General features: G+C 61.8%; 22 protein-coding genes. 13 read left to right on the forward strand and 9 right to left on the reverse strand.

Going from position 1 to position 20,537, the window contains the following annotated elements; genetic code table 11:
* Positions 1-86 precede the first annotated feature (86 nt).
* Positions 87-425, reverse strand: coding sequence for a hypothetical protein (locus B7449_RS12925; RefSeq protein WP_039736702.1), 339 nt, complete (start codon positions 423-425; stop codon positions 87-89).
* Between the two features lie 268 nt (positions 426-693).
* Here B7449_RS12925 and B7449_RS12930 point away from each other — a divergent pair, with 268 nt between their 5' ends.
* Together B7449_RS12930 and B7449_RS12935 are read left to right on the forward strand one after the other, a co-directional pair.
* Positions 694-1,230, forward strand: a complete 537-nt coding sequence (locus tag B7449_RS12930; RefSeq protein WP_039736703.1) for a DUF1269 domain-containing protein — start codon at positions 694-696, stop codon at positions 1,228-1,230.
* A 92-nt stretch (positions 1,231-1,322) separates the two neighbouring features.
* Positions 1,323-2,441, forward strand: a complete 1,119-nt coding sequence (locus B7449_RS12935; protein WP_039736704.1) for an L-dopachrome tautomerase-related protein — start codon at positions 1,323-1,325, stop codon at positions 2,439-2,441.
* A gap of 138 nt (positions 2,442-2,579) precedes the next feature.
* Here the strand turns inward: B7449_RS12935 and petA are convergent, their stop codons facing one another.
* Positions 2,580-3,212, reverse strand: coding sequence for a ubiquinol-cytochrome c reductase iron-sulfur subunit (gene petA / locus B7449_RS12940; RefSeq protein WP_039736705.1), 633 nt, complete (start codon positions 3,210-3,212; stop codon positions 2,580-2,582).
* A 419-nt stretch (positions 3,213-3,631) separates the two neighbouring features.
* Between petA and B7449_RS12945 the strand changes: the two genes are divergently transcribed.
* The 3 genes from B7449_RS12945 to B7449_RS12955 all read left to right on the forward strand — a co-directional run bounded on the left by B7449_RS12945 (position 3,632) and on the right by B7449_RS12955 (position 4,781).
* Positions 3,632-3,820 (forward strand): YqaE/Pmp3 family membrane protein, encoded by a 189-nt coding sequence (locus B7449_RS12945; protein ID WP_010516260.1) that lies wholly within the window; start codon positions 3,632-3,634, stop codon positions 3,818-3,820.
* An 8-nt stretch (positions 3,821-3,828) separates the two neighbouring features.
* On the forward strand, positions 3,829-4,473 hold the full coding sequence (gene grxB, locus B7449_RS12950; RefSeq protein ID WP_039736706.1) for a glutaredoxin 2: 645 nt from the start codon (positions 3,829-3,831) through the stop codon (positions 4,471-4,473).
* A gap of 104 nt (positions 4,474-4,577) precedes the next feature.
* Entirely contained in the window at positions 4,578-4,781 is a 204-nt protein-coding gene (locus B7449_RS12955) for a hypothetical protein (protein WP_048883682.1), read from the forward strand.
* 278 nt (positions 4,782-5,059) lie between these two features.
* On the opposite strand, the gene B7449_RS12960 is transcribed toward B7449_RS12955, so the two are convergent.
* The 3 genes from B7449_RS12960 to B7449_RS12970 form a co-directional block, all read right to left on the reverse strand.
* Positions 5,060-5,620 (reverse strand): hypothetical protein, encoded by a 561-nt coding sequence (locus tag B7449_RS12960; RefSeq protein ID WP_242407813.1) that lies wholly within the window; start codon positions 5,618-5,620, stop codon positions 5,060-5,062.
* A gap of 345 nt (positions 5,621-5,965) precedes the next feature.
* Positions 5,966-7,402, reverse strand: a complete 1,437-nt coding sequence (locus B7449_RS12965; protein WP_082084868.1) for a cryptochrome/photolyase family protein — start codon at positions 7,400-7,402, stop codon at positions 5,966-5,968.
* 45 nt (positions 7,403-7,447) lie between these two features.
* Positions 7,448-7,768, reverse strand: coding sequence for a hypothetical protein (locus B7449_RS12970; RefSeq protein ID WP_039736709.1), 321 nt, complete (start codon positions 7,766-7,768; stop codon positions 7,448-7,450).
* Between the two features lie 243 nt (positions 7,769-8,011).
* Between B7449_RS12970 and B7449_RS12975 the strand changes: the two genes are divergently transcribed.
* From B7449_RS12975 to B7449_RS12990, 4 genes are all read left to right on the forward strand, one after another.
* Positions 8,012-8,368, forward strand: a complete 357-nt coding sequence (locus B7449_RS12975; protein ID WP_039736710.1) for a YidB family protein — start codon at positions 8,012-8,014, stop codon at positions 8,366-8,368.
* A gap of 104 nt (positions 8,369-8,472) precedes the next feature.
* Positions 8,473-9,234, forward strand: coding sequence for an SDR family NAD(P)-dependent oxidoreductase (locus B7449_RS12980; protein ID WP_039736711.1), 762 nt, complete (start codon positions 8,473-8,475; stop codon positions 9,232-9,234).
* Between the two features lie 34 nt (positions 9,235-9,268).
* A complete protein-coding gene (locus B7449_RS12985; RefSeq protein ID WP_010515802.1) occupies positions 9,269-9,583 on the forward strand; it encodes an antibiotic biosynthesis monooxygenase family protein in 315 nt (104 codons plus the stop codon).
* 61 nt (positions 9,584-9,644) lie between these two features.
* On the forward strand, positions 9,645-10,856 hold the full coding sequence (locus B7449_RS12990) for an SMP-30/gluconolactonase/LRE family protein (RefSeq protein ID WP_039736712.1): 1,212 nt from the start codon (positions 9,645-9,647) through the stop codon (positions 10,854-10,856).
* A 112-nt stretch (positions 10,857-10,968) separates the two neighbouring features.
* Here B7449_RS12990 and fumC read toward each other — a convergent pair whose 3' ends face one another.
* The gene (gene fumC, locus B7449_RS12995; RefSeq protein WP_039736713.1) at positions 10,969-12,414 is read right to left on the reverse strand and encodes a class II fumarate hydratase; all 1,446 of its coding nucleotides are present in this window, start codon (positions 12,412-12,414) and stop codon (positions 10,969-10,971) included.
* Positions 12,415-12,539: 125 nt separating this feature from the next.
* Positions 12,540-13,169: a LysE family translocator gene (locus B7449_RS13000; protein ID WP_039736714.1), complete on the reverse strand. Its 630-nt coding sequence runs from the start codon at positions 13,167-13,169 to the stop codon at positions 12,540-12,542.
* 232 nt (positions 13,170-13,401) lie between these two features.
* On the opposite strand from B7449_RS13000, the gene B7449_RS13005 reads away from it, so the two are divergent.
* From B7449_RS13005 to B7449_RS13015, 3 genes are all read left to right on the forward strand, one after another.
* Complete coding sequence (locus tag B7449_RS13005) at positions 13,402-14,214, forward strand: metal ABC transporter ATP-binding protein (RefSeq protein ID WP_039736732.1); 813 nt, start codon at positions 13,402-13,404, stop codon at positions 14,212-14,214.
* Positions 14,211-15,062, forward strand: coding sequence for a metal ABC transporter permease (locus tag B7449_RS13010; RefSeq protein WP_039736715.1), 852 nt, complete (start codon positions 14,211-14,213; stop codon positions 15,060-15,062). Before B7449_RS13005 ends, B7449_RS13010 begins: the two co-directional genes overlap by 4 nt.
* A gap of 113 nt (positions 15,063-15,175) precedes the next feature.
* Positions 15,176-16,075, forward strand: coding sequence for a metal ABC transporter solute-binding protein, Zn/Mn family (locus tag B7449_RS13015; protein ID WP_039736716.1), 900 nt, complete (start codon positions 15,176-15,178; stop codon positions 16,073-16,075).
* Here the strand turns inward: B7449_RS13015 and B7449_RS13020 are convergent.
* Complete coding sequence (locus B7449_RS13020) at positions 16,044-17,831, reverse strand: ABC transporter ATP-binding protein/permease (protein ID WP_199858403.1); 1,788 nt, start codon at positions 17,829-17,831, stop codon at positions 16,044-16,046. The two genes, B7449_RS13015 and B7449_RS13020, sit on opposite strands and share 32 nt — an antisense overlap.
* 390 nt (positions 17,832-18,221) lie before the next feature.
* On the opposite strand from B7449_RS13020, the gene B7449_RS13025 reads away from it, so the two are divergent.
* Positions 18,222-18,671, forward strand: a complete 450-nt coding sequence (locus tag B7449_RS13025) for a DUF2501 domain-containing protein (RefSeq protein WP_010515811.1) — start codon at positions 18,222-18,224, stop codon at positions 18,669-18,671.
* Positions 18,672-18,837: 166 nt separating this feature from the next.
* Here the strand turns inward: B7449_RS13025 and B7449_RS13030 are convergent, their stop codons facing one another.
* On the reverse strand, positions 18,838-20,526 hold the full coding sequence (locus B7449_RS13030) for an ABC transporter substrate-binding protein (RefSeq protein ID WP_039736718.1): 1,689 nt from the start codon (positions 20,524-20,526) through the stop codon (positions 18,838-18,840).
* Positions 20,527-20,537 lie beyond the last annotated feature (11 nt).

Raw genomic sequence — 20,537 nt, forward strand, 5'->3', positions numbered from 1 at the left:
TTTTTTCCAAAAGCTTCAGGGACTACCGCCTTCCTGAAAAAAGGCGGCACCCGGAACCCGTCATGCCCTGACATGTATTCCAGCCTTTACCGACGTTCGGAATCAGCACCGCTGCCTTCATCCGTGATCCCGGCACGCGACGGGGCATCGGCATCCGGTTCCACCGTGCGACTCATGCGTGCAACCGTCGCGTCATCGCCAAACCCGCGTCCTGACACGCGGCGGCGGGGGGCGGGATTTTCCATCAGCACGTTTTCCAGCGCTTCCGGGTCCGTCCGTTCGGCTTCGTCAAACAGTTCATCGGCACGCGCCTGATCTCCCGCGCGTTCGGCCCGCAATCCTGCTTCGGCCAGCCTGCGCGCGGTGCCGTGCTTGCCTTCGCCTGCATTATCGGGACGATCATCATCATTCATGAAACGGGGCATCGGCTTCCCTCTCCTTGCAATAACCGGGTGCGTGACACCCTGCAGGTCAGACAACACATTGACAGGGGGACGGTTCACCGCCGCGTCCGAATGACACGCATCCTGGAAATGGGTAGCGCGGGCAGCCAGCGCAACCGGGGCAGACCTGCACCCCGCCGGGGGCATCCATGCCTAAAAACCGCCACGGCATGAGGGACGTATCCATGTAATATCATGGTGACCTTCCACCACCACGGGCCGGTGGCGGATACATGAAACGGAGTACCCCATGTCCGATCTGATCGTTATCGGTTTTGACAGCCAGGATGAAGCCACGGCTGCCCTGACCGAATGCAAGAAACTGGAAAAGGAATACCTGCTGGATCTGGAGGATGCGGTTGTTGTTGTCCGCACCGCCGATGGCAAGCTGCACCTGCAGCAGAGCGTCAACCTGGAAAAGGTCGGTGCATCGTACGGCCTCTTCTCGGGCGGTTTCTGGGGCGCGCTGGTGGGCCTGCTGTGCCTGAACCCGCTGGCAGGCTTTGTCGCAGGCAGCATCGTAGGCGCGGGGGCCGGCGCGATCGCGGGCAAGATGTCCGACTACGGCATTGATGACAATTTCATCAAGTCGCTGGGCGCCACCATTCCCGCCAACACCTCCGCGCTGTTCATTCTGGTACGCAAGTCCCAGCCCGAAAAGGTGCTGGCCGACCTGCGTGAGTTCAAGGGCCATGCCCGCGTGCTGCAGACCTCGCTTTCCCCGGAAAACGAAAACAGGCTGCGCGCCGCCCTGGGCCAGATGGCGGCCCCCGCACCGGCAGCCTGACTGCCGGTTGTCCCACATGCCACCCACGGCATGTGGGACCCCGACACATAGCCGTGATGACCAATCATCCCGCGTAATGATATGCTGGCGCCATGCAGACCATACGGCAGCGCCTGCGGGGCGTGTTCCTGACAGTTCTTCTGGCCATCCCGGCCACCACATGGCACGGTCCGGCACGCGCGCATGAAAAACTGCATGTGCAATGGACATCCGACCGCGTCCTGAATGCCGTGGCGGTGGCCGATAACGGGCGCACTTTCGTCTCCTTCCCCTATTGGGGCGGGGGTGGCAATGGCCCCACCGTTGCCGAAATTGATGCCAGCGGCCAGCCCCATGCCTTTCCCGATGCACGCTGGAACCACCCCGACGGCACAAGGGGCGACAAGCAGCCTTTCGTGCGCGTCAACGCCCTGCGCATTGGCCCGGACGGGCTGTTATGGGTCGTGGATTCAGGGGATGCGAACGTGGGCGGTCCGCCCAATCCCGCCAAAGGGGCCCCGGCGCGCCTGCTGGCGTTTGATATGGACACCGGCAGCATGGTGCATGCCATCCCGCTCCGCGCCGCCAGCACGTCGCACAGCTACATGGATGACATCCGTTTCCATAAGGATACGATTTTCGTAACCGATGCGGGCGATCCCGCGCTGGTGGTGGTCAACCTGTCCAACGGGACGCAGCGCCGGGTGCTGGCGCATGACCGCTCCACGACAGATGACCGCCCGATGTATGCCGAAGGTCACATGCTGATGGCCCATGGCCAGCAGGTGCGGATCCATGCCGATCAGCTGGAGGTTTCCCCGGATGGGCAGAAACTCTATTTCCAACCCAGCTCCGGCCCCATGTGGGTCGTCCCCACGGCGGCACTGGAAAACCCGACCCTGTCGGCATCCGACCTGTCCCATGCCGTAACCCTGTTCCACGACACGCCCACGACCGGCGGGACGGCCATTGACGGGGATGGCAACCTGTATGTGTCGGATGTGAACAGGCTGGGCATCCTGCGCATTACGCCACAGGGAAAGACAAGCACGCTGATCCATGACAGGCGACTGGTCTGGGCCGACGCCATGTGGATCGACAGCCATGGTGTCCTGTGGATACCCGCCGTGCAGCTGAACCGTACCGCGACATTCCAGCCCGATGGCGTTTCACGCCTGCATCTGCCGGTGGCGATCTATACCATGGACCTGCATCTCAAGCCCGTGCGTTAGGGCATATTTGAAAATACACGATCACTAAAAAACAAATAAAATTTTTGGCGAAGCTTTTTTCAAAAATATTCGACAGACCGCTACCTTTAAAAAAGGCAACTATCATTTTTCATCAATGGGCTGCTTTCAAACAGTCTCTTATAATTGCAGGATGCCACCAAAATCGAAATCCTGCCCCGCCGGGTTTTCCCCCAGCCGGATCATGGTTGGTGACGGCATGCTATAGGGCGGCACCGGCAGGTTATACGGTGCTGGCGCCCCACGGAACACACGCCCTGCCAGATCGAATTTCGACCCATGGCAGGGACAGGCATATCCACCCGGCCAGGTATTGCCCTGTCCTTCGGGCAGGGGGCGATAGGCGGGAACACAGCCCAGATGGGTACAGATCCCCACCACCACGCCATAACGCGGGTCCAGCGAACGATGCCAGTTCCGGGCATAGGGCGGCTGCTGCTGATCATTGGACTGCCCATCGCGCAGCCGTCCGGTCAGCGCGGCGTCCTGCAGGGCGGCAAGGGCTTCGGGCGTGCGATGTGTAATGAAAACGGGCTTGCCCTGCCATGTCACGACAATCTGCTGTCCCGGCGGCAGGGCGGATATATCCACATCAACCGGCAGGTGCGCTGCCGCACTGTCACGCGGGGCCAGACTCTGCAGGAAGGGCCACAGGCATGCGCCCGCACCGGCGGCAGCCGTGGCTGCGGTAACAAGCCCCAGGAAATTCCGGCGCCCACCGGGTGCCGATTGTGTATCCGACGCGTTTTCCATCGTGCTGTTTCTATCGTGCGCCCGTACCAAAAGAAAGGGCATACAGCATCATTACAGCCTGCCATTTCCTGCAGGAAAAAAGGACGATACACTGCGGCCAGGCGCTATTCCCCGACCATGTAAGCCGGTCAGCCACGCATGACCCGCGTCACAAAATCCACCCATGAATTCAGCAGAAAGTTTTTGGTGGAGCTTTTTCGAAAAGCTTCAGAAAACGTTGCGTTTGTTAAACAAGACTGCATCCAAAAACCTTTATTCTGATCTGATCAACAGATTGCTCCGGGACCTGCCAGGGCAACCCGTCCCCGCCCACGGCGTATGTCGTAGTGCTTCACGCACACATATCCAGGCTGTGCCTGACGATGATCCACGCTAGGTTTACCAATGCGCCCCTTCGGGCCTGAACATGGAGAGATATCATGCGGCTTGTCCTCGCCCTGCTGCTGCCGTGGCTGCAGTTCTTTACGATTGGCCGTCCCTTTGCCGGCATCATCTGCCTGATCCTGCAGGTCACCGTCATCGGATGGATTCCGGCCGCGATCTGGTCGGTCTATGCGCTCAGCCAGTACTCGACCGATCGCAAGCTTGCAGCCCTGCGACGGTCATGAAACCTGACATGAAGCTTTACATCTACGATCACTGCCCTTTCTGCGTGAAGGCACGCATGATCTTCGGGCTCAAAAACCTGCCCGTCACCGAGGTGGTGCTGCTCAACGATGACGTGCAGACACCAATGCGGATGATCGGGCAGAAAATGGTGCCCATACTGGAACATGACGGTCACTTCATGGGCGAAAGCATGGACATCATCGCCCATGTCGACGCCATGGATGGCCACCCCGTGCTGACCGGTCCAACACGACCGGAAATAGGCCAGTGGATGCGCGACGGGCAGCAGGCCTGTATCCGCCTGATCCTGCCGCGTTTCGCCGCCGCCCCGCTGGCGGAATTCGCGACAACGGGCGCGCGCCTCTATTTTATCGAGAACAAGGAAGCGATGATCGGCCCGTTCGGCACATGCCTGGCCGAAAGTGACACATTACGGGCCAGCACGAACACAGCCCTTGGCCAGCTTGCCGATCTGATCCAGTCCCCCGATGCGGTCAATGGCGCGCTGTCCACCGATGACATCCATCTGTTTGCCCACCTGCGCAGCCTGACGCTGGTGGCGGGACTCGACTGGCCCGCGCCGGTCCGGACGTATTGCCAGCATATGTCACAGGCCACCGGCATACCATTGCTGGACCACATGGCGGGCTGACCGGTCATGCATGAACATGTGGGGGAAAGGAAATGCATGGCAACTGTCATGGCACCATGACCGTTTCCCCCGCATGACACCTTGGGCAGGCAGGGAGACACTCCATGTCAGAATCACATGAACCCGGACAGCCATATGAACGCCGCCGTTCCACGCCGTTCGAGGTCTGGATCCGACGATCGCTGCATAACCGGTTCGACATGGTCTGCAATGAAAAATTCCCTATGGAAATCCTTGATCAGTTTGACCCTCACGGCCCCGGCGTATCCCTGACTCCTCCCCATGGGGAGCATGATATGGACGCCTGATGCACGGGCGCCTGAACGGACCGGTCAGGTGTGGATTTTTTTTGCCAGACTCGCCTCGAGTCCGGTAGGCACCAGCACAAAGTTACCGAAAAAGAAAGCGGTTGAATCGTTCTTATGGCGGAAAATAGCCATTTATTGTCTCTTTCCCGCAACACGAACCCAGAGTCGCAAGCCTGAAGTGACCCCGAATGCCTGTGGATAAGTCTGTTGGCTTTTTGGGACTCCAGCCTGCGAAATGCAGAGTCTTCTCTTTTTCGTGATTTGTTCGCAATCCGTCCTTATGCAGGCAGGCGCAGGATAATCGCATCCTGTCCGGTGGCCTGCCATTCCCGCATCGGGACAGGGGGACATTGCTCCCCTGTCATGGCGGAATGATCGATATGCCACGGATTCCCCTCCAGACGCACCGCCACCCAGCCATCGGGTTTTTCCTGCCCCGGCACAAGGCCGACAAGGGTCATGTCGGTCATGGGATCGTAACAGGCAAACTGTCGGGCACAGCCCTGAAACACCAGCTGCACGCAGGCATGGACGTCATGCATGCGGGTCAGGTGCACCAGCAGCAGGCCATCCGTTTTTTTTTCCGCTGCGCTGAATATCAGGCTACCGCCGCCCCGTCGCACTTCAACCGGCAGGATGGTGGCGTCATCCGAATGGGATGGGGTGATGGCAATCGTCCCGCCATCAATACCAAAAATTCCCTGGTTCCAGTCATACAGTTCATGAAGGCACAGGCTGATCCACGCACCGGAGCAGGCCAGGATCGACTGCAGGGAAATCGCGGATATATGCCTGCTGCCACTGTGGGAGCGGACAATGGCGCGACGGATCATATCCATATCGAAGTGCCCGCCACTACAGGCAAGGCGTCCCCCACTGTATGAAATGGCTATTGCAGAACCGGACCGCCTGCCCATGTAGTATTGTCCCCTGTTAGATATACATGCTCCATCTGGGGAGCATGATTAAAAAAAGCACCTGAAATTACGTTTTATTACAGAAACAAGGTATTTAATTCTGCATTTTAATGGCAGGAAAAAATCTCCATAATGCCTCTGAATCCCTTTATTTTTATTTTAAATCACGTTTTCTATGCCTGAATTTACTTCATATTCTTGGCAAACTTCTTAACATTCAGCGTAAAATCTGTCCACTTTCTGAAAATTCGTTTTATTTTCAAAGTTTTATAATGATTTCCATGCCGCAAGGGCACGCGCACGTCCACCTGCCAGATCCACAATGGGCGAAGGATATCCGGCAGGGACAACAGATCCGGCCTTCCATGGCGCGTGGATGTATTTATCAGGCAGGCGGGCGATTTCAGGCACCCATGTCCGGACATATTCCCCTGCAGGATCGAATTTCTCCCCCTGCGATACCGGGTTGAATATGCGGAAATAGGGGGCGGCATCCAGCCCGCACCCGGCCACCCATTGCCAGTTGAAGGGATTGCTGGCGGCATCCGCATCCACCAGCGTATCGGCAAACCACGCAGCACCCGCGCGCCAGTCAATCAGCAGGTGCTTGGTCAGGAATGACGCAACAATCATCCGCACGCGATTATGCATCCAGCCCGTATGCCATAGCTCACGCATGCCCGCGTCAATGATGGGATAGCCGGTTTTCCCTGCCTGCCACGCCCGCAATGCCACCGGATCATGCCGCCATGGCATGGCGTCGAATTCGCGACGCAGGTTGGCCGTGCCCAGATCGGGGAAGTCAAACAGGGTGGACTGCGCGAAATCCCGCCATCCCACTTCACTCAGGAAACAGGCGGTATCCTGATCCCCTTTCCCCGTCGCCTCCACCGCGTGCCAGACCTGCCGGGGGGATACGTGACCAAAGCGCAGATAGGGCGACAGTCCGGATGTGGCAGGCTGCGCGGGCAGTTCACGCCGCGTGGCGTAACCATCAACCTGTTCCGCCACAAAGGACTCCAGCCGGACATGGGCCGCCGCCTCCCCCGGTTGCCATTGCCCGCGCAATCCCCCTGCCCAGTCAGGCCGCACAGGCAGGAGGGCAAGGTCCGCAACCGCTACAAGCCGGTCCGCAACCGCGGCCGGAACTGGCGCGAAGGTGGGCCGGACGGGCGCAGGCAGCGGAGGCAGGGGCGCCCCCATGGCCTGCACCGCACGCCACCAGGGCGTGAAAACGCGAAAAGGCGTGCCCTGTTTCGTGCGGACCTGCCACGGTTCATGCAGCATGTTGCCGGAATGGCTGCATGCGTCGATTCCACGCGCTTTCAAGGCCGCCTTTATGTCCGCGTCCGCCTGCCGGGCATGGGGGCCATAACGCCGGTTCCACACCACGGCCCCCGCCCCGGTCTGGCCCACCAGCCAGAACAGGTTTTCCCACGGGGCCCCGGCCATGATCCACAACCGGCCGCCACATGCACGCAGGTCATGGTCCAGCGCCGTCAGCGCCCCGTGCAGCCACCATTTTTCTGCCCCGCCCAGTGGAAAGGCCGGATCATGGACATACAGGCACACGACCGGCCCACGGGCCGCAGCATCACACAGGGCGGGATTGTCCTTAAGGCGCAGGTCATCACGAAACCACATGATGGTCGGGGCGCGGTCAGGCCGGGTCACGGTTTCCCGGTGGGCTGGGGACATCATCATTACGGTCCTGTGTGGACACAATCCCCCGACCCGTCAAATGCGTGGTCAGTGCGTGGGCGCGACGTCCCGGGCCACGGCGGCATCTTCCTGCCTGTGTTCAGCGTCCTGTGCCTCGTCATCCTCGAACATGGCGCGACATTTGGGGGAAAGCTGGTCAAGCTTGCTTTCCAGGCATTCCGTCATCAGTTTTTCGTTCGGAATGTCAAGAAAGCACAGCCGGAAGACATCGCCCTTGCAGGCGCTGGCCTGGTCTTCGCGTCCTGCTGCATGCGCGCTGGCACTGACCAGTACGACGGCCATGGTAAGATGGAATGTCCAGATCAGGCCGTGCGCCCCATAACGCCACACGGCGGGAATGCATTGCATCTGGCTGTCTCCCTTCAGATAATGACATGGCAGTTTTTGTTATATCATCCAGCGCATTGCAGTTTGCCGCCTGAGTCAAGACACATCCATGCAGTGCTGCCATCATGGCACGATGCAGATGCAGTCTGCGGAAAGTTCCCATAGGAATTCACGTCTTTCTTCATAAATCCGTGATGGGACGTGCGTGCCCGTGCCTACGTTGGCTTCATATCCCTGACCACTGATTATGGAAGGAGCCACCCCATGGCCAAAGCCGCAACAGACCAGATCGGACAGACGGCGGACAAGGTTGCAGACGTGCTGACAGGCGCGCGCACCGATACATCGGGCCTGATGAGCGCGGTCATCGCCTATATGGGTGATGCCGGCAGCCCCGGACGGCGTGACCTGCATGACCGCGCCCGCAGGGCAGGACTGGAGACGCAGGTCACGCAATGGGAAAACCACCCGACCAATACCCCGGTTGATGAAAATGTGGTGACCCGGCTGATCCCCGCCCCGGTCATCGACCGCTTCTCTGCCGAAACGGGTCTGTCCCGTAACGCCACCATCAAGGGCCTGTCCGACCTCCTGCCGCACCTGTCGCGGCTGGATGGCTGATATACGCCCATGGCCTGCAGGCGGGCATGTTTTCCTGTTTGCATGCCTGCCCGTGGGCCTATGATCATCCCATCTGATATCAGCACAGCAGGCAGGACGGGTTTATGAACAGCGTCAATTCTACCCCCGCGCACCCGCATGGCGTCGTGATCGTGACAGGGGGCAGCCGGGGCATCGGCCATGCCATAAGCAGCCTGCTGGCACATGAAGGCCATGCCGTCGCCATCAATTATGCCGCCAACGCCGCCCCGGCGGAAGAACTGGCCCGTACGATTACGGCGCAAGGTGGCCGGGCGCTGGCGATCCGGGCCGACATATCGAAGCCTGAAGACATCCGCGCCCTGTTTGAACAGGCATCCGGACTCGGGCCGCTGACGGGGCTGGTCAACAATGCGGGCATTACCGGCACGAAAGTGCGGGTTGATGAACAGACTGCCGAAACGCTGGATACCCTGTTCAACATCAATATCCGCGCCACCATGCTGGCATCAGGCGAGGCCGTGCGGCGCATGTCCACCCGCCATGGCGGGAAGGGCGGCGTGATCGTGAACCTGTCCTCCGTCGCGGCGCGTCTGGGTGGGCTGCCGGGGCTGGTTCCCTATGCCGCAAGCAAGGCGGCGGTCGAGACCTTTACCCGTGGCCTGGCCAATGAAGTCGCGCGTGAGGGCATACGCGTCAACGCTGTCGCCCCCGGTCTGACCGCAACCGACATGGTGCCGCCCGAAACCGCAAAACTGGCGGAAACCGTCGTACCCATGGGGCGGGTGGGACATGTGGACGAAATCGCGCAGGCGGTGGCCTTTCTCCTTTCCCCCGCATCATCGTATATGACAGGCAGCGTGATGACGGTGTCCGGCGGCCGCTAGGGGACACCGGGCTACAGAACAGGAGAAGCACACCATGTACATTGCCATGAACCGTTTCCGTATCCCGCCAGAAAACGAACAGGAATTCCGTGAACGCTGGCTGGGCCGCGAAGTCCACCTGCGCACCGTGCCCGGCTTTGTCAGTTTCCAGTTCCTGAAAGGCCCCACGCACGAGGATTATATCCTCTATGCCTCGCACACCGTATGGGAATCGTATGAAGCCTTTGTCGGCTGGACGCAGTCGGAACAGTTCCGCGCCGCCCACGCCCATGCGGGCAACCGCAAGCCGCTTATGGCCGGTCCCCCGGTGTTCGAAGGGTTTGAAGTGCTGCAGAATATCGAAAACTGAACTGACTGCCCTGCCCCCGGCCTGAACGGGGGATTGGTCCCACAACAGAAAGGCGCGTTCCATGCCATCAGTCACCCGTCCGTTCCCACCCACCCGGCGCGCCCTGCTGGCCGGGGGGCTGGTTACGGGCGGGTTATGGGCAGGTGGCCTGTCCACCCGCGCAGTGGCCGTGGACAACCTGCCGCAACCGGCCAGCGTGATCTCCACCCCGCCCCGGCAATGGGGGGCAGATGCGCCGGTCACGCCGCTGCCGGACCCGGACATACTGGTACTTGAGCCCGGCTTCGGTAATCTGGTCTACGCCAATGCCGGCCTGAAGCTGGCATGGCGTGGCGGCGGGTGGCTGGAAGGTCCGGCATGGAACAGCGAAGGGCGCTTCCTGCTGCTGAGCGACACGATCCGTGCCCAGCAGTACCGTTATCTGTGGGAAAATGGCGCGGTTTCGGTCTTCCGCGACTATTCCTACAACAGCAACGGCAATGCCTTTGATAATGAAGGCCGTCTGGTCAGTTGCGAACACGGCATGCGCCGCGTGGTCCGGTGGGAACACGACGGGTCATGCCGCGTACTGGCCGACAGTTACGGCGGCGCGCCACTGAACTCCCCCAATGACGTGGCGGTCCACCCCGATGGCAGCGTCTGGTTTACCGATCCCGGTTATGGCGACACGATCGTGGAAGGTCACCCCGATGCCCCCGGTGCACCCGCCAACCGTGGCGGGATCGAACGCTGGACGCTGGATGGGGAAGTCGTGACCCAGTTTGGCGGGCACAGGCGGCAGGAAGACCATGTGTTCCGCGTTGACCCCGCCACCGGCGATGTCCGCGCCGTCCTGACACAGCAGCAGCTGCCGGACCCGAACGGCATCGCGTTCTCCCCAGATGGAAAGATCGTCTATGTCATTTCCGATGGTCCCGGACCGGGACAGGACGGGCATGGCGGTGACCAGCATATCCATGCGGGCGACGTGGTGGGCAGCGACGTGCGCAACCTGCGCCCCTTCGCCGACATGATGCTGGGTGGCCACCAGATGATCCCCGATGGCATGCGCACCGACATCTTTGGCAACCTGTGGTGTGGGGCCAACGGGCCGCTGGGGCTGTGTGGCGTTGTGGTGTACAACCCCCACGGCCACATGATCGGGCGGCTGCGGCTGCCACGCGGGGTATCGAACCTGACATTTGGCGGCCCCAAGCGCGATGTGCTGTTCATGTGCGCGGGCGATGCGCTGTTTACCCTGCAGGTGAATACGCAGGGGGCCGCGCCTTCTTAAGGTTTTGCCTGGAAAATGAAAGTTTGCGGGTGCTGCCTTTTTTTAAAAAGGCAGCATTTAACGAAGCTTTTTGAAAACAGCTTCACCAAAAAATTTTATCCGTTTTCAGGCATCAGGCTCCACCCACACCCTTGCCCACCATGTCCAGCGGACGGACAAGACGGTCAAACGTCGCGTCATCCACGAAACCCGAGGCAAGAGCGGCCTCCCGCAGGCTGATGTCGTGTTCCATGGCCTGATGGGCGATGGCGGACGCCCGGTCATACCCGATTTCGGGGCTGAGCGCCGTGACCAGCATGACCGAGCCCGCCACATAAGAATCAATGCGCTTGCGGTTCAGCTTCGTGCCCTCGACCGAAAAGACCCGGAAATTATGGCAGCCATCGGCAAGAATGCGGATGGCATGCAACACATTGGCAACAATGACCGGGCGCATCACGTTCAGGTCAAGCTGCCCCTGGCTGCCCGCGAACGCCACGGTGGCGTCATTGCCCAGCACCTGCGTGCAGATCATGACCATGGCCTCGCACTGGGTCGGATTGACCTTGCCCGGCATGATGGAAGACCCCGGTTCATTTTCCGGCAGGTGCAGTTCGCCCAGGCCACAGCGTGGCCCGGACCCGAGCAGGCGCATGTCATTGGCGATCTTGAGCAGCGTGACCGCCACCCCGCGCAGGCCGGCAGATGCCCGCACCATGGCGTCCAGACCACCAAGGGCCGCGAATTTATTGGGCGCGGTGACAAACGGCCTGTCGGTCAGCGCGGCAATGCGCTTTGCAATGGCGCGGCTGAAACCCGGCGGGGCATTCAGCCCGGTGCCCACCGCCGTACCTCCCGCCGCAAGCTGCAGCAGGCCGGGACGCGCGGCCTCGACCGCTTCCAGCGCATCTTCAAGCTGCTGCGCCCAGCCGGACCATTCCTGCCCCACCGTCAGCGGCACGGCATCCTGCAGATGGGTACGGCCAATCTTGACCACCTGCATCCACTCCTCGGCCTTCGTGCGCAGGCTTTCGATCAGTTCGCGCACGCGCGGCAGCAGGCGGCTGTCGATTTCCAGCAGGGTTGCGACATGCATGGCGGTGGGGAAGGAATCGTTGCTCGACTGCCCCATATTGACATCATCATTGGGGTGCACCGGGGCCTTGGACCCGACGGTCCCGCCCAGAAGCTGGATGGCGCGGTTGGCGATGACCTCGTTCACGTTCATGTTCGTCTGGGTGCCCGATCCGGTCTGCCAGACAAAAAGCGGAAATTCGGAATCCAGCCTGCCCGCGATCACCTCATCCGCAACGCGGCTTATGACATCGGCCTTCCATTGCGGCATGCGCCCGTCGGCCGCATTGACCTGCGCCGCCGCTTTCTTGACGATACCGTAGGCGTGGCAGACCTCGATGGGCATATGGTCCCGCCCGATCGAAAAATGCACAAGGCTGCGCTGTGTCTGCGCGCCCCAGTAATGGTTGGCGGGGACATCGATTTCCCCCATCGAATCCTTTTCGCGCCGTGTGCCGGTGGCATCAAGGCCGATGGGGCAGTCTCTGATCGTGGGTTCGGTCATGCTGGCGTTCCTTCCCTTTATGGTTGAAGGGAATATGGGCACACTGCCAGCCGTTCGCGCCCCCGTCCGGTATCACAAGCGGGTGCGCGGGATGGTGGGAGCCCACCAGCTGGCCACTGCCCTGCCTACATGCGCGTCAGCAGCAGCATGGCCCCGAACCCCATGAACACAAGTCCGGTCACGATGGAAAAAACCCGCCGCACCACCGGCGTACGCAGCCATGCGGACAGAACGCGCCCGCCACCGGCATAAATCCCGTACCAGAACGCCTCCACCGCCACGAAGGTCACGACCAGAACGATATATTGCGGCATGCGCGCAACGGCAGGATTGACGAACTGCGGCAGGAAGGCCGCGGCGAACAGCAGCAGCTTGGGATTGCTGATCCCGGTCAGGAACCCGTCGCGGAACAGGTCCCGCATGGCGACGGGTGGCGACGTGGCCATATCCACCCCGTCCTCCCCCGCCCCGTCCCGCGCGCGCCATACCCGCACGCCCAGAAACACCAGATACGCGGCCCCGACCACCCGCAGCACCGCAAACAGCCGGGGCGAAGCCGCCAGCACCCCCGCCATGCCAGCCAGCGATGCACTGACCACCAGCACGATCGCCAGCATGCACCCCGCCATGACCCCGACACTGCGCAGCACCCCATAACGGATGCTGGTGGACATGACGTGCATCATGTTCGGTCCCGGCATTGCGGATAATACAAAGGCAGTAGCCGCAAACAGCAGCCATGTATGAAACGTCACCTGTCCGGACCAGCCTGTTCATGATGTCGGGGTAGCACCATGCCGCCTTCCCTTGACGGTCGGCAAGTCCATGATGTAAGAATATGTTATATTATAACACTCTGGTCGTCCCCATGCCGCTTTCCCCCCCTGTTTCCACATTGCCCCCGGACCAAGGCAGACGGACAGCCATGCAGCATCCCGCCCCCGCTGTTCCCCCTTCCCCGCTGCCCCTGACATGGATGGCGCGTGCATGGTGGCAGCGTCTGGCCTGCATGACCGTGCCATGCGCGGTGTTGTGGGCACTGATCGCATGGGCCGTGGCGGCGCCATGACCCATGGCACAATCCGGCTGGAAAATGCCGCCGCCACGATGGGCGGCCAGCCGGTCTGGCAGCATGTCAGCGGCAGCTTTAGTCCCGGCAGCATGACAGCCATTGCCGGCGCCAACGGTACCGGCAAGTCCACGCTGCTGCGTGTCATAATGGGCGAACTGCCGCTGGCGCTGGGAACGATCACGCGCGGTGGCCTTGGTCCGCGTGACTTTGGCTACCTGCCGCAGGCCCGCATCATCGACCGGAACTTCCCCATAAGCGTGACCGACATGGTCCTGGGCGGGGCATGGCGGCAGACCGGGGCCTTTGGCGGGGCGGACCGGACGGTGCGCCTGCGCGCGGCGACCGCCCTGCGGCGCGTCAACCTTGAAGGCCAGGCGGAGCGCATGATCTCGGCCCTGTCCGCAGGCCAGTTCCAGCGCCTGCTTTTTGCCCGGCTGCTCATGACTGATGCGCAGGTCATCGTGCTGGACGAACCCTTTACCGCGCTGGATGCGCCCACAACGCAGGACCTGCTGGCGCTGGTTTGTGAATGGCATGCGCAGGGTCGCACCATCATTGCCGTGCTGCATGACATTCACCAGATCCGCACCTGCTTTCCCGATATCGTGCTGCTTCACGCCGGGCAGGCCACATGGGGTCGGACGCCCGACATCCTGACACCGGTCACCCTGCAGCGCGCCTATGGCGGGGCACGGGATCCGTGGCCGGAAACGGGAATGCAGGCATGAGCATCCTGTCCACGTTATGGGATCCTTTTGCGTCATTCGGCTTCATGCGCCGCGCGCTGGTGGCGTCCGTGACCCTTGGCATGGGGGCCGGGCCGGTTGGCGTCATGCTGCAACTGCGGCGGATGAGCCTGATTGGCGATGCGATGAGCCACGCGATCCTGCCGGGGGCCGCCATCGGGTTCCTGCTGGCGGGTGGCCTGTCGCTGACCGCCATGGGGCTGGGCGGTATCGTGGCGGGACTGGGGGTGGCCCTGCTGGCCGGTCTGGTCAGCAGGCGCACCCAGCTTGCCGAAGATGCCAGTTTCGCCAGTTTCTACCTGACTTCACTGGCGCTGGGCGTGCTGATCGTTTCCGCGCGCGGGTCGAATATCGACCTGCTGCATGTCCTGTTCGGCACCATACTGGGTATTGACGCACCGGCGCTGTACCTGATGGGCGGCATCACGACGCTCACCATTGCCCTGCTGTCCATCATCTGGCGGCCGCTGGTCATGGAATGTGTCGATCCCGGCTTCATGCGCATGACCGGCGGACAGGGCGGGCTGTACCACATGGCGTTCCTGTTTCTGGTGGTCATCAACCTTGTGGCGGGGTTCGAGGCGCTGGGTACGCTGATGTCGGTGGGCATGATGATGGTGCCCGCCGCGACCGCACGCCTGTGGACGCGCCGGCTCCTGCCCATGATGGCGCTGTCCGCCCTGACGGGCATGGTGGCGGGACTGATCGGGCTGCTGGTGTCCTATCATTTCCGTCTGGCGGCGGGACCATCGATCATCCTGACATGCAGCGTGCTGTATGTCCTCTCGCTTGTCACGTCGCCCACGGGCCTGCGCGCGGCCCGTTCCTGATGTCCGCGGACAGGTTCAGTGGTCGATCCCAGGATGGCCAGCCAGCCATACGAACACCCGCACATCATGTACACCGCCTTTTATTTTTCAACAGTCATAGGAAGTTCACGCCCATGCGTCGCCTGTCCTGCCTGCTGGGCCTCTGCGGGGTCCTGTCCATCATGCCTGCCCATGCGGCACCTGCGTCCCATACGGTCCAGGCGGTCGCCAGTTTTACCGTGCTGGCCGATGTGGTGTCGCATGTCGGCGGCACGCATGTGCATGTCACGTCGCTGGTGCCGCCCGATGGCGATCCGCATGAATTCGAACCGTCCCCCGACGACGCCCGTCAACTGCGGCAGGCCGATATCGTGTTCATGAGTGGCGAAGGACTGGAAACATGGTTCAGCCGCCTTGCGCATGCGGCGGGATACCATGGCACGCCCGTTATCGTATCCGACGGAATCAGCCTTTATACCCCGCCGGGCAGGCAGCAGGCCGAAGCGGACCCGCATGTGTGGAACAGCGTGTCCAACGTCATCATCTGGACCAACAACATCCGTGATGCCCTGATCGCCATCGACCCGGCGGATGCCGACAGCTTCCGCGCGTCCGCCGCCGCCTATGTCACGCAGCTGCGCACGCTGGACCATGACATTCGCGAACGCATCGCCACCATTCCGGCCGATCATCGACGTATCCTGACCAGCCATGACGCCTTTGGCTATTTCGGGCGCGCCTATGGCCTGACATTCATGGCCCCGCAGGGCCTGTCAACCGAGACGGAAGCCTCGGCGGGGGATATCGCCAACCTGATCCAGCAGATCCGCCAGACGGGTGTGACCACCTATTTCCTGGAAAACGCAACCGATCCCCGCATGGTCCAGCAGGTGGCGCGGGCGACGGATGCACGTCCCGGCGGGGAACTGTATGCCGAAGCGCTGTCCCCGCCCGATGGCCCCGCACCCGACTACATCACCATGATGCGGCACAATACCGACCTTATGGTTGCGGCGATGCAGAAAGCGCGCTGATGGTTCCGCCACTGTCCGCAGGGGCGGCCGGCACGGCAAAGGGGGACAGGTCCACACGGTTGACGTGCATCGCCACCACCGATTCCCGATGCGTGATGGAGACAATTGTCATGTCCGGGCACATCTGACGAAGCAGCGCGTACAGCGCCGCTTCCGATTCCGCATCAAGGTTGGATGTTGATTCGTCAAGGAACACCCAACCCGGCCGCGCCAGCAGGATACGCGCGAACGCCAGACGCTGGAGCTCACCGGGGGACAGGATCTGGCCCCATGCCTCCTCGCTTTCGATCCGTGGCGCAAGGGTGCCCAGCCCGACCTGCTGCAGGACGCGGATCACATCCGCTTCCGCGTAGGCTTCCACCCCGGCGGGATAGGTCACGGCCCGGTGCAGCGTGCCGGTGGGCACGTAGGGCCGCTGGGGCACGAACATCATCGCCACGTCCGGCTGCGTAATGGTGCCGGTGGCGAACGGCCATATCCCCGCCAGCACACGGAACAGCGTGGACTTGCCAGTGCCCGACGGGCCGGTCACCACCGTCATCTGCCCATGTTCCAGCGTGAAGCCGACATTGCGCAGCAGTGGCGCGCCGTCGGGACGGAAGACATCCAGCCCGCTGACCTGCAGGTTCGCGGTGGGCGGGGCGGACACCACCGTGACCTCGTCACGCATGGCCTGCGCGCGGTCCATCACACGCTGGAAGGTGGCCAGACGCGCGACCTCCGCATGCCATGTCGTCAGCGAGGCATAGGATGTGGACAGCCACCCCAGCGCGCCCTGCACGCGCGAAAACGCCATGACAAGCTGCATGAGCGTGCCGAACGTCATCTTGCCCGCGAAATAGCGGATCGAACCGATCAGCATCGCGAAGTTGCCCGACACGACCTCCAGCCCCGTCGTCAGCAGCCCCAGCCATTTGGTCCGGCGCATGATGACAAGGAAATTGCCATATACCTGCGAAAACGACCGGTTCAGCCCGGCCTGTTCTTCGCCCTCGCCCCGGTACAGGGCAATCCCTTCGGCATTGTTGCGGACATGGACAAGGCTGTAGCGGAAATCGGCTTCGGCGCGCTGCTGGAAAAACTGCAGCCCCGCCAGCCTGCGTCCCGCAAGGTGCGTGACCCACGTCGCCAGCACGGAATAGATCAGCGCGGCCCAGAAGAAGTAACCGGGTATGGAAATGCCCAGTACCTCCAGCGGGCCGGACAGCGCCCACAGCAGGCCGACATAACTGAGCAGCGTCACGACATTGGACAGCAGGTTGATGAACTGCGTCAGCGTATCGGTGACAAAGCTGTTCAGGTCTTCCTGTATGCGCTGGTCAGGGTTGTCGGCCCCGGCTTCCAGCCCGGACGTGGTGATGGCGATGCGGAAATAGGTCTGGTTTTCCATCCACTGCCGCGTCATGCGCTGTGTCAGCCACCGTCGCCAGCGCAGGCCCAGCATCTGCTGCAGGTAGGTGGCATAGATGCTGCACAGCACCATGGGGATGGTCACGATGAAGAACCCCAGCACAAGGCCCTGATCATTATGCACATACCAGAACAGGCCGCGCAGGAAGGTCCTGGCATCATGCTGCTGCAGCGCCGTGTAATAGGCATTGCGCGAAAACGACTGCAGCAGGTCAAGCCCCACGATGGAAAAGGTCAGCACCAGTACCGCCACCAGCAGGCCCCATGCCCATTTCCTGTCCTCGGACGTAAAATAGGGGCGGGTAAGATACCAGACATCTTTCAGAAGAAGGCGCAAATGCTGCATGTTGATCCCGTGCACAGGGTTAGGGCCAAGACTGTCAGCCAAGCATTCCCACGAAGTCGGGGCGGACTCAATGTCCATTGCGCATGCATGGCGGTTTGTGGCGCAACCGGAGACAGTCTTAAGAATCCTCACGACTTCTTGACGATCGGTATGCACCGTACCCCTTCGCCATACCTGCCGTGCAGAAAAGCGAAATACCACCCGACAACAGGGGGTTATGGAACGCGGGCCTGAATAGACAAGAGGACCATATATCGAAAAGCCGAATGCCAGACATATCAGCCACACGGGTACCGGACTGCCACATCGTGTTATGTCTGACACACAGATTTACAAATGGCGGGACGGTCAGCCCTGTTCCGCCCGATAAACAATGTAAGGAAAATCAATATGGTGTCGTTCAGTCGCGTCCTGTCTGCCGGTGCGTTTGCCACAATTCTGGCAGTCGCGCCGCTTGCGGCCCATGCCGCCGAAATCTCGCCGCCGACCGGGGCCGGCGTTGCAAACCAGGTCGAGGCGATCAAGCCCGGTTCCCTGTCAGCCGACACGGTGTACTCGGCCGTGGCGTCGGCCAAGCCGGCTGACCTGGGCGGTATCCTGAACTACTGCATCCAGTCCAACTACCTGAACTCGTCCGAAGCATGGCCGGTCCTGGCGGCTCTGAACAAGAAGACCAACGACGTGCCGTCCAACCAGAAGGGCAACATGTCCTATGCCGACGGTTCCACCGGCCTGCTGAAGGTGGGCGGCAAGGCGCCGATCTCGCTGGAAGACGCATCGGCCGACATCCGCAAGCAGGCCTGCGCGAAGGTTGAAGCCCGCGCGAAGTCCATGCTCTGATCCGGGTACCCCTTCCCGTATCCGCCCCGCCGGGTTCTACCGGCGGGGTTTTTTAATGCCTGCTGCCATTGCCGGGGCTGCCTGAAAAGGCTGTGCCCGGGACACATCGCCTTTTCGAAAAAAGGCGATATCCAAACACTTTTATCAGTTCATTATCAGCACGCTCTTACTGCACCCATACCCGTGAAAACGTCATGTGGTACAGTCGCGTGGAAAAATAATTCCCCACACGGGGCGATACCAGATCAACATAGCTTATGCTGATCATCGGGGCCGCAGGGGCAAGACGGGTAATCCGGTCATCCACCCGACGCCACAGGTCCTGCGTCACCTGCGGGTCGTGTTCGTTACGGATGCGCGCCACCAGCGCCTGCACGCCCGGGTCACACAGGCCCGACATGTTGATCGAACTGTCGGAACCGGGATGGAAACTGTCGCAGTCGAACAGCGTATCGACAAAATTGGATGGCGACACATAATCCGCATACCATCCCATAAGGCTGATCTGGACATGATTGGCGCTGTTCTGGGCATAGGACATTTCCATGGCTGCCGAAAGCGGATGCAGCCGCGCGCGGTAGCCAATATCCTGCAGCATGTCGCGCAGGTAGGCGCCCATGCTGGTTCCCATGGCGGTGGCTGGCACGATCAGGGTCACGTCCTGCCCTGCTGTCCCGCTGTCATGCACAAGCTGGCGGGCACGCGCCATGTCGGGACGGGTCCAGCGCGGGGCCGGATGGTCGGGATCGGCCCCTTCGGTCCATGCGCACTGCCCGTCACCGGGCAGCAGGCCAGGCGGCACCATGCGGCATAGTGGGGCGGCAATGCCCGATCCGCCATACAGGATGGTCATGGCGCGACGATCGAGCGCGTAGTTGACCGCCTGCCTTGCGCGGATGTCGCTGAAGGGCGGGATATTGACGTTCATGGGCAGGAACATAAGCCCATACAGCGGATAGACATGGACCTGCGCCGTATACCGCCCGCCAATTTCTCCCAGCCGGTCCAGTGGCTTCAGTCCCGCCATCCAGTCGTACTGTCCCCGCTCCACAGCCGTGACGGCATCCTCCTCCGACAGGCCATAATCATACTGTATGGCATCGACATACCCGTCGGGCTGGGCGGCGGCGTCCCATTCGTGGAAATAGGGATTGCGTTCCAGCCGCATGCCCCGGTCGGGGGTGGAGGACACGATGCGGTATGGCCCGGTCCCCGGGGCCGCCACGTTGCCAAGGTCATGCGCGGGCGTACTGGCGGGCAGGATCACCGCATGCCCGAACGCGATCTTTTGCGGGAATTCGGAATCCGGCGCGGTCAGGTGAATGATGATGCGCCGGGTGGCCGCGTCCGTTTCCACCCCACCGGCCAGCGTGCAGCGCGCCGGATCGCGCAGGCAGTCATCCGCGCCGCGTATGCCCCCGTAAAACGACCCCGCCGTAGGAGAACCCACACGAAACAGTCGTCGCAACGACGCCGCGACATCCGCCACGGTGACCGGGGTCCCATCGGAAAAACGGATGCCGTCGCGCAGGGTAAACACCCATGTGCGCCCATCATCCAGCCGTTCAGGCATGGACTGCGCCAGATCGGGCACCACCTGCGCCCCGGCCGGGCCTTCCAGCTTGGGGTAGGTCAGCAGGCCGTCATACATGACGGCCACAAGCTGCATGTACTGGCTGGTGTAATTGATCTGCGGGTCCAGCGTGCCCGCGGACGTGACCGCCGTCAGCCGCAATGTGCCCCCCCGGTGGGGGCTGTCCTGCGTACCGTCAGCCGCACGGGCAGGCAGGCCATGCAGTCCCGCCCCCAGCAGGAGGAACAGGGCCGCGCCGGATGCCTGCCATGGTGCCTTCATGCGCGGTCCCG

This window comes from Komagataeibacter intermedius TF2, assembly GCF_000964425.1.
Classification (GTDB): Bacteria; Pseudomonadota; Alphaproteobacteria; order Acetobacterales; family Acetobacteraceae; genus Komagataeibacter; species Komagataeibacter intermedius.

Coding starts and splice junctions, on each gene's coding strand:
- B7449_RS12925 (WP_039736702.1), bottom strand. CDS start 425: ATGCCCCGTTTCATGAATGATGATGATCGTCCCGATAATGCAGGCGAA.
- B7449_RS12930 (WP_039736703.1), top strand. CDS start 694: ATGTCCGATCTGATCGTTATCGGTTTTGACAGCCAGGATGAAGCCACG.
- B7449_RS12935 (WP_039736704.1), top strand. CDS start 1,323: ATGCAGACCATACGGCAGCGCCTGCGGGGCGTGTTCCTGACAGTTCTT.
- petA (WP_039736705.1), bottom strand. CDS start 3,212: ATGGAAAACGCGTCGGATACACAATCGGCACCCGGTGGGCGCCGGAAT.
- B7449_RS12945 (WP_010516260.1), top strand. CDS start 3,632: ATGCGGCTTGTCCTCGCCCTGCTGCTGCCGTGGCTGCAGTTCTTTACG.
- grxB (WP_039736706.1), top strand. CDS start 3,829: ATGAAGCTTTACATCTACGATCACTGCCCTTTCTGCGTGAAGGCACGC.
- B7449_RS12955 (WP_048883682.1), top strand. CDS start 4,578: ATGTCAGAATCACATGAACCCGGACAGCCATATGAACGCCGCCGTTCC.
- B7449_RS12960 (WP_242407813.1), bottom strand. CDS start 5,620: ATGGATATGATCCGTCGCGCCATTGTCCGCTCCCACAGTGGCAGCAGG.
- B7449_RS12965 (WP_082084868.1), bottom strand. CDS start 7,402: ATGATGATGTCCCCAGCCCACCGGGAAACCGTGACCCGGCCTGACCGC.
- B7449_RS12970 (WP_039736709.1), bottom strand. CDS start 7,768: ATGCAATGCATTCCCGCCGTGTGGCGTTATGGGGCGCACGGCCTGATC.
- B7449_RS12975 (WP_039736710.1), top strand. CDS start 8,012: ATGGCCAAAGCCGCAACAGACCAGATCGGACAGACGGCGGACAAGGTT.
- B7449_RS12980 (WP_039736711.1), top strand. CDS start 8,473: ATGAACAGCGTCAATTCTACCCCCGCGCACCCGCATGGCGTCGTGATC.
- B7449_RS12985 (WP_010515802.1), top strand. CDS start 9,269: ATGTACATTGCCATGAACCGTTTCCGTATCCCGCCAGAAAACGAACAG.
- B7449_RS12990 (WP_039736712.1), top strand. CDS start 9,645: ATGCCATCAGTCACCCGTCCGTTCCCACCCACCCGGCGCGCCCTGCTG.
- fumC (WP_039736713.1), bottom strand. CDS start 12,414: ATGACCGAACCCACGATCAGAGACTGCCCCATCGGCCTTGATGCCACC.
- B7449_RS13005 (WP_039736732.1), top strand. CDS start 13,402: ATGGTGGCAGCGTCTGGCCTGCATGACCGTGCCATGCGCGGTGTTGTG.
- B7449_RS13010 (WP_039736715.1), top strand. CDS start 14,211: ATGAGCATCCTGTCCACGTTATGGGATCCTTTTGCGTCATTCGGCTTC.
- B7449_RS13015 (WP_039736716.1), top strand. CDS start 15,176: ATGCGTCGCCTGTCCTGCCTGCTGGGCCTCTGCGGGGTCCTGTCCATC.
- B7449_RS13020 (WP_199858403.1), bottom strand. CDS start 17,831: ATGCAGCATTTGCGCCTTCTTCTGAAAGATGTCTGGTATCTTACCCGC.
- B7449_RS13025 (WP_010515811.1), top strand. CDS start 18,222: ATGGTGTCGTTCAGTCGCGTCCTGTCTGCCGGTGCGTTTGCCACAATT.
- B7449_RS13030 (WP_039736718.1), bottom strand. CDS start 20,526: ATGAAGGCACCATGGCAGGCATCCGGCGCGGCCCTGTTCCTCCTGCTG.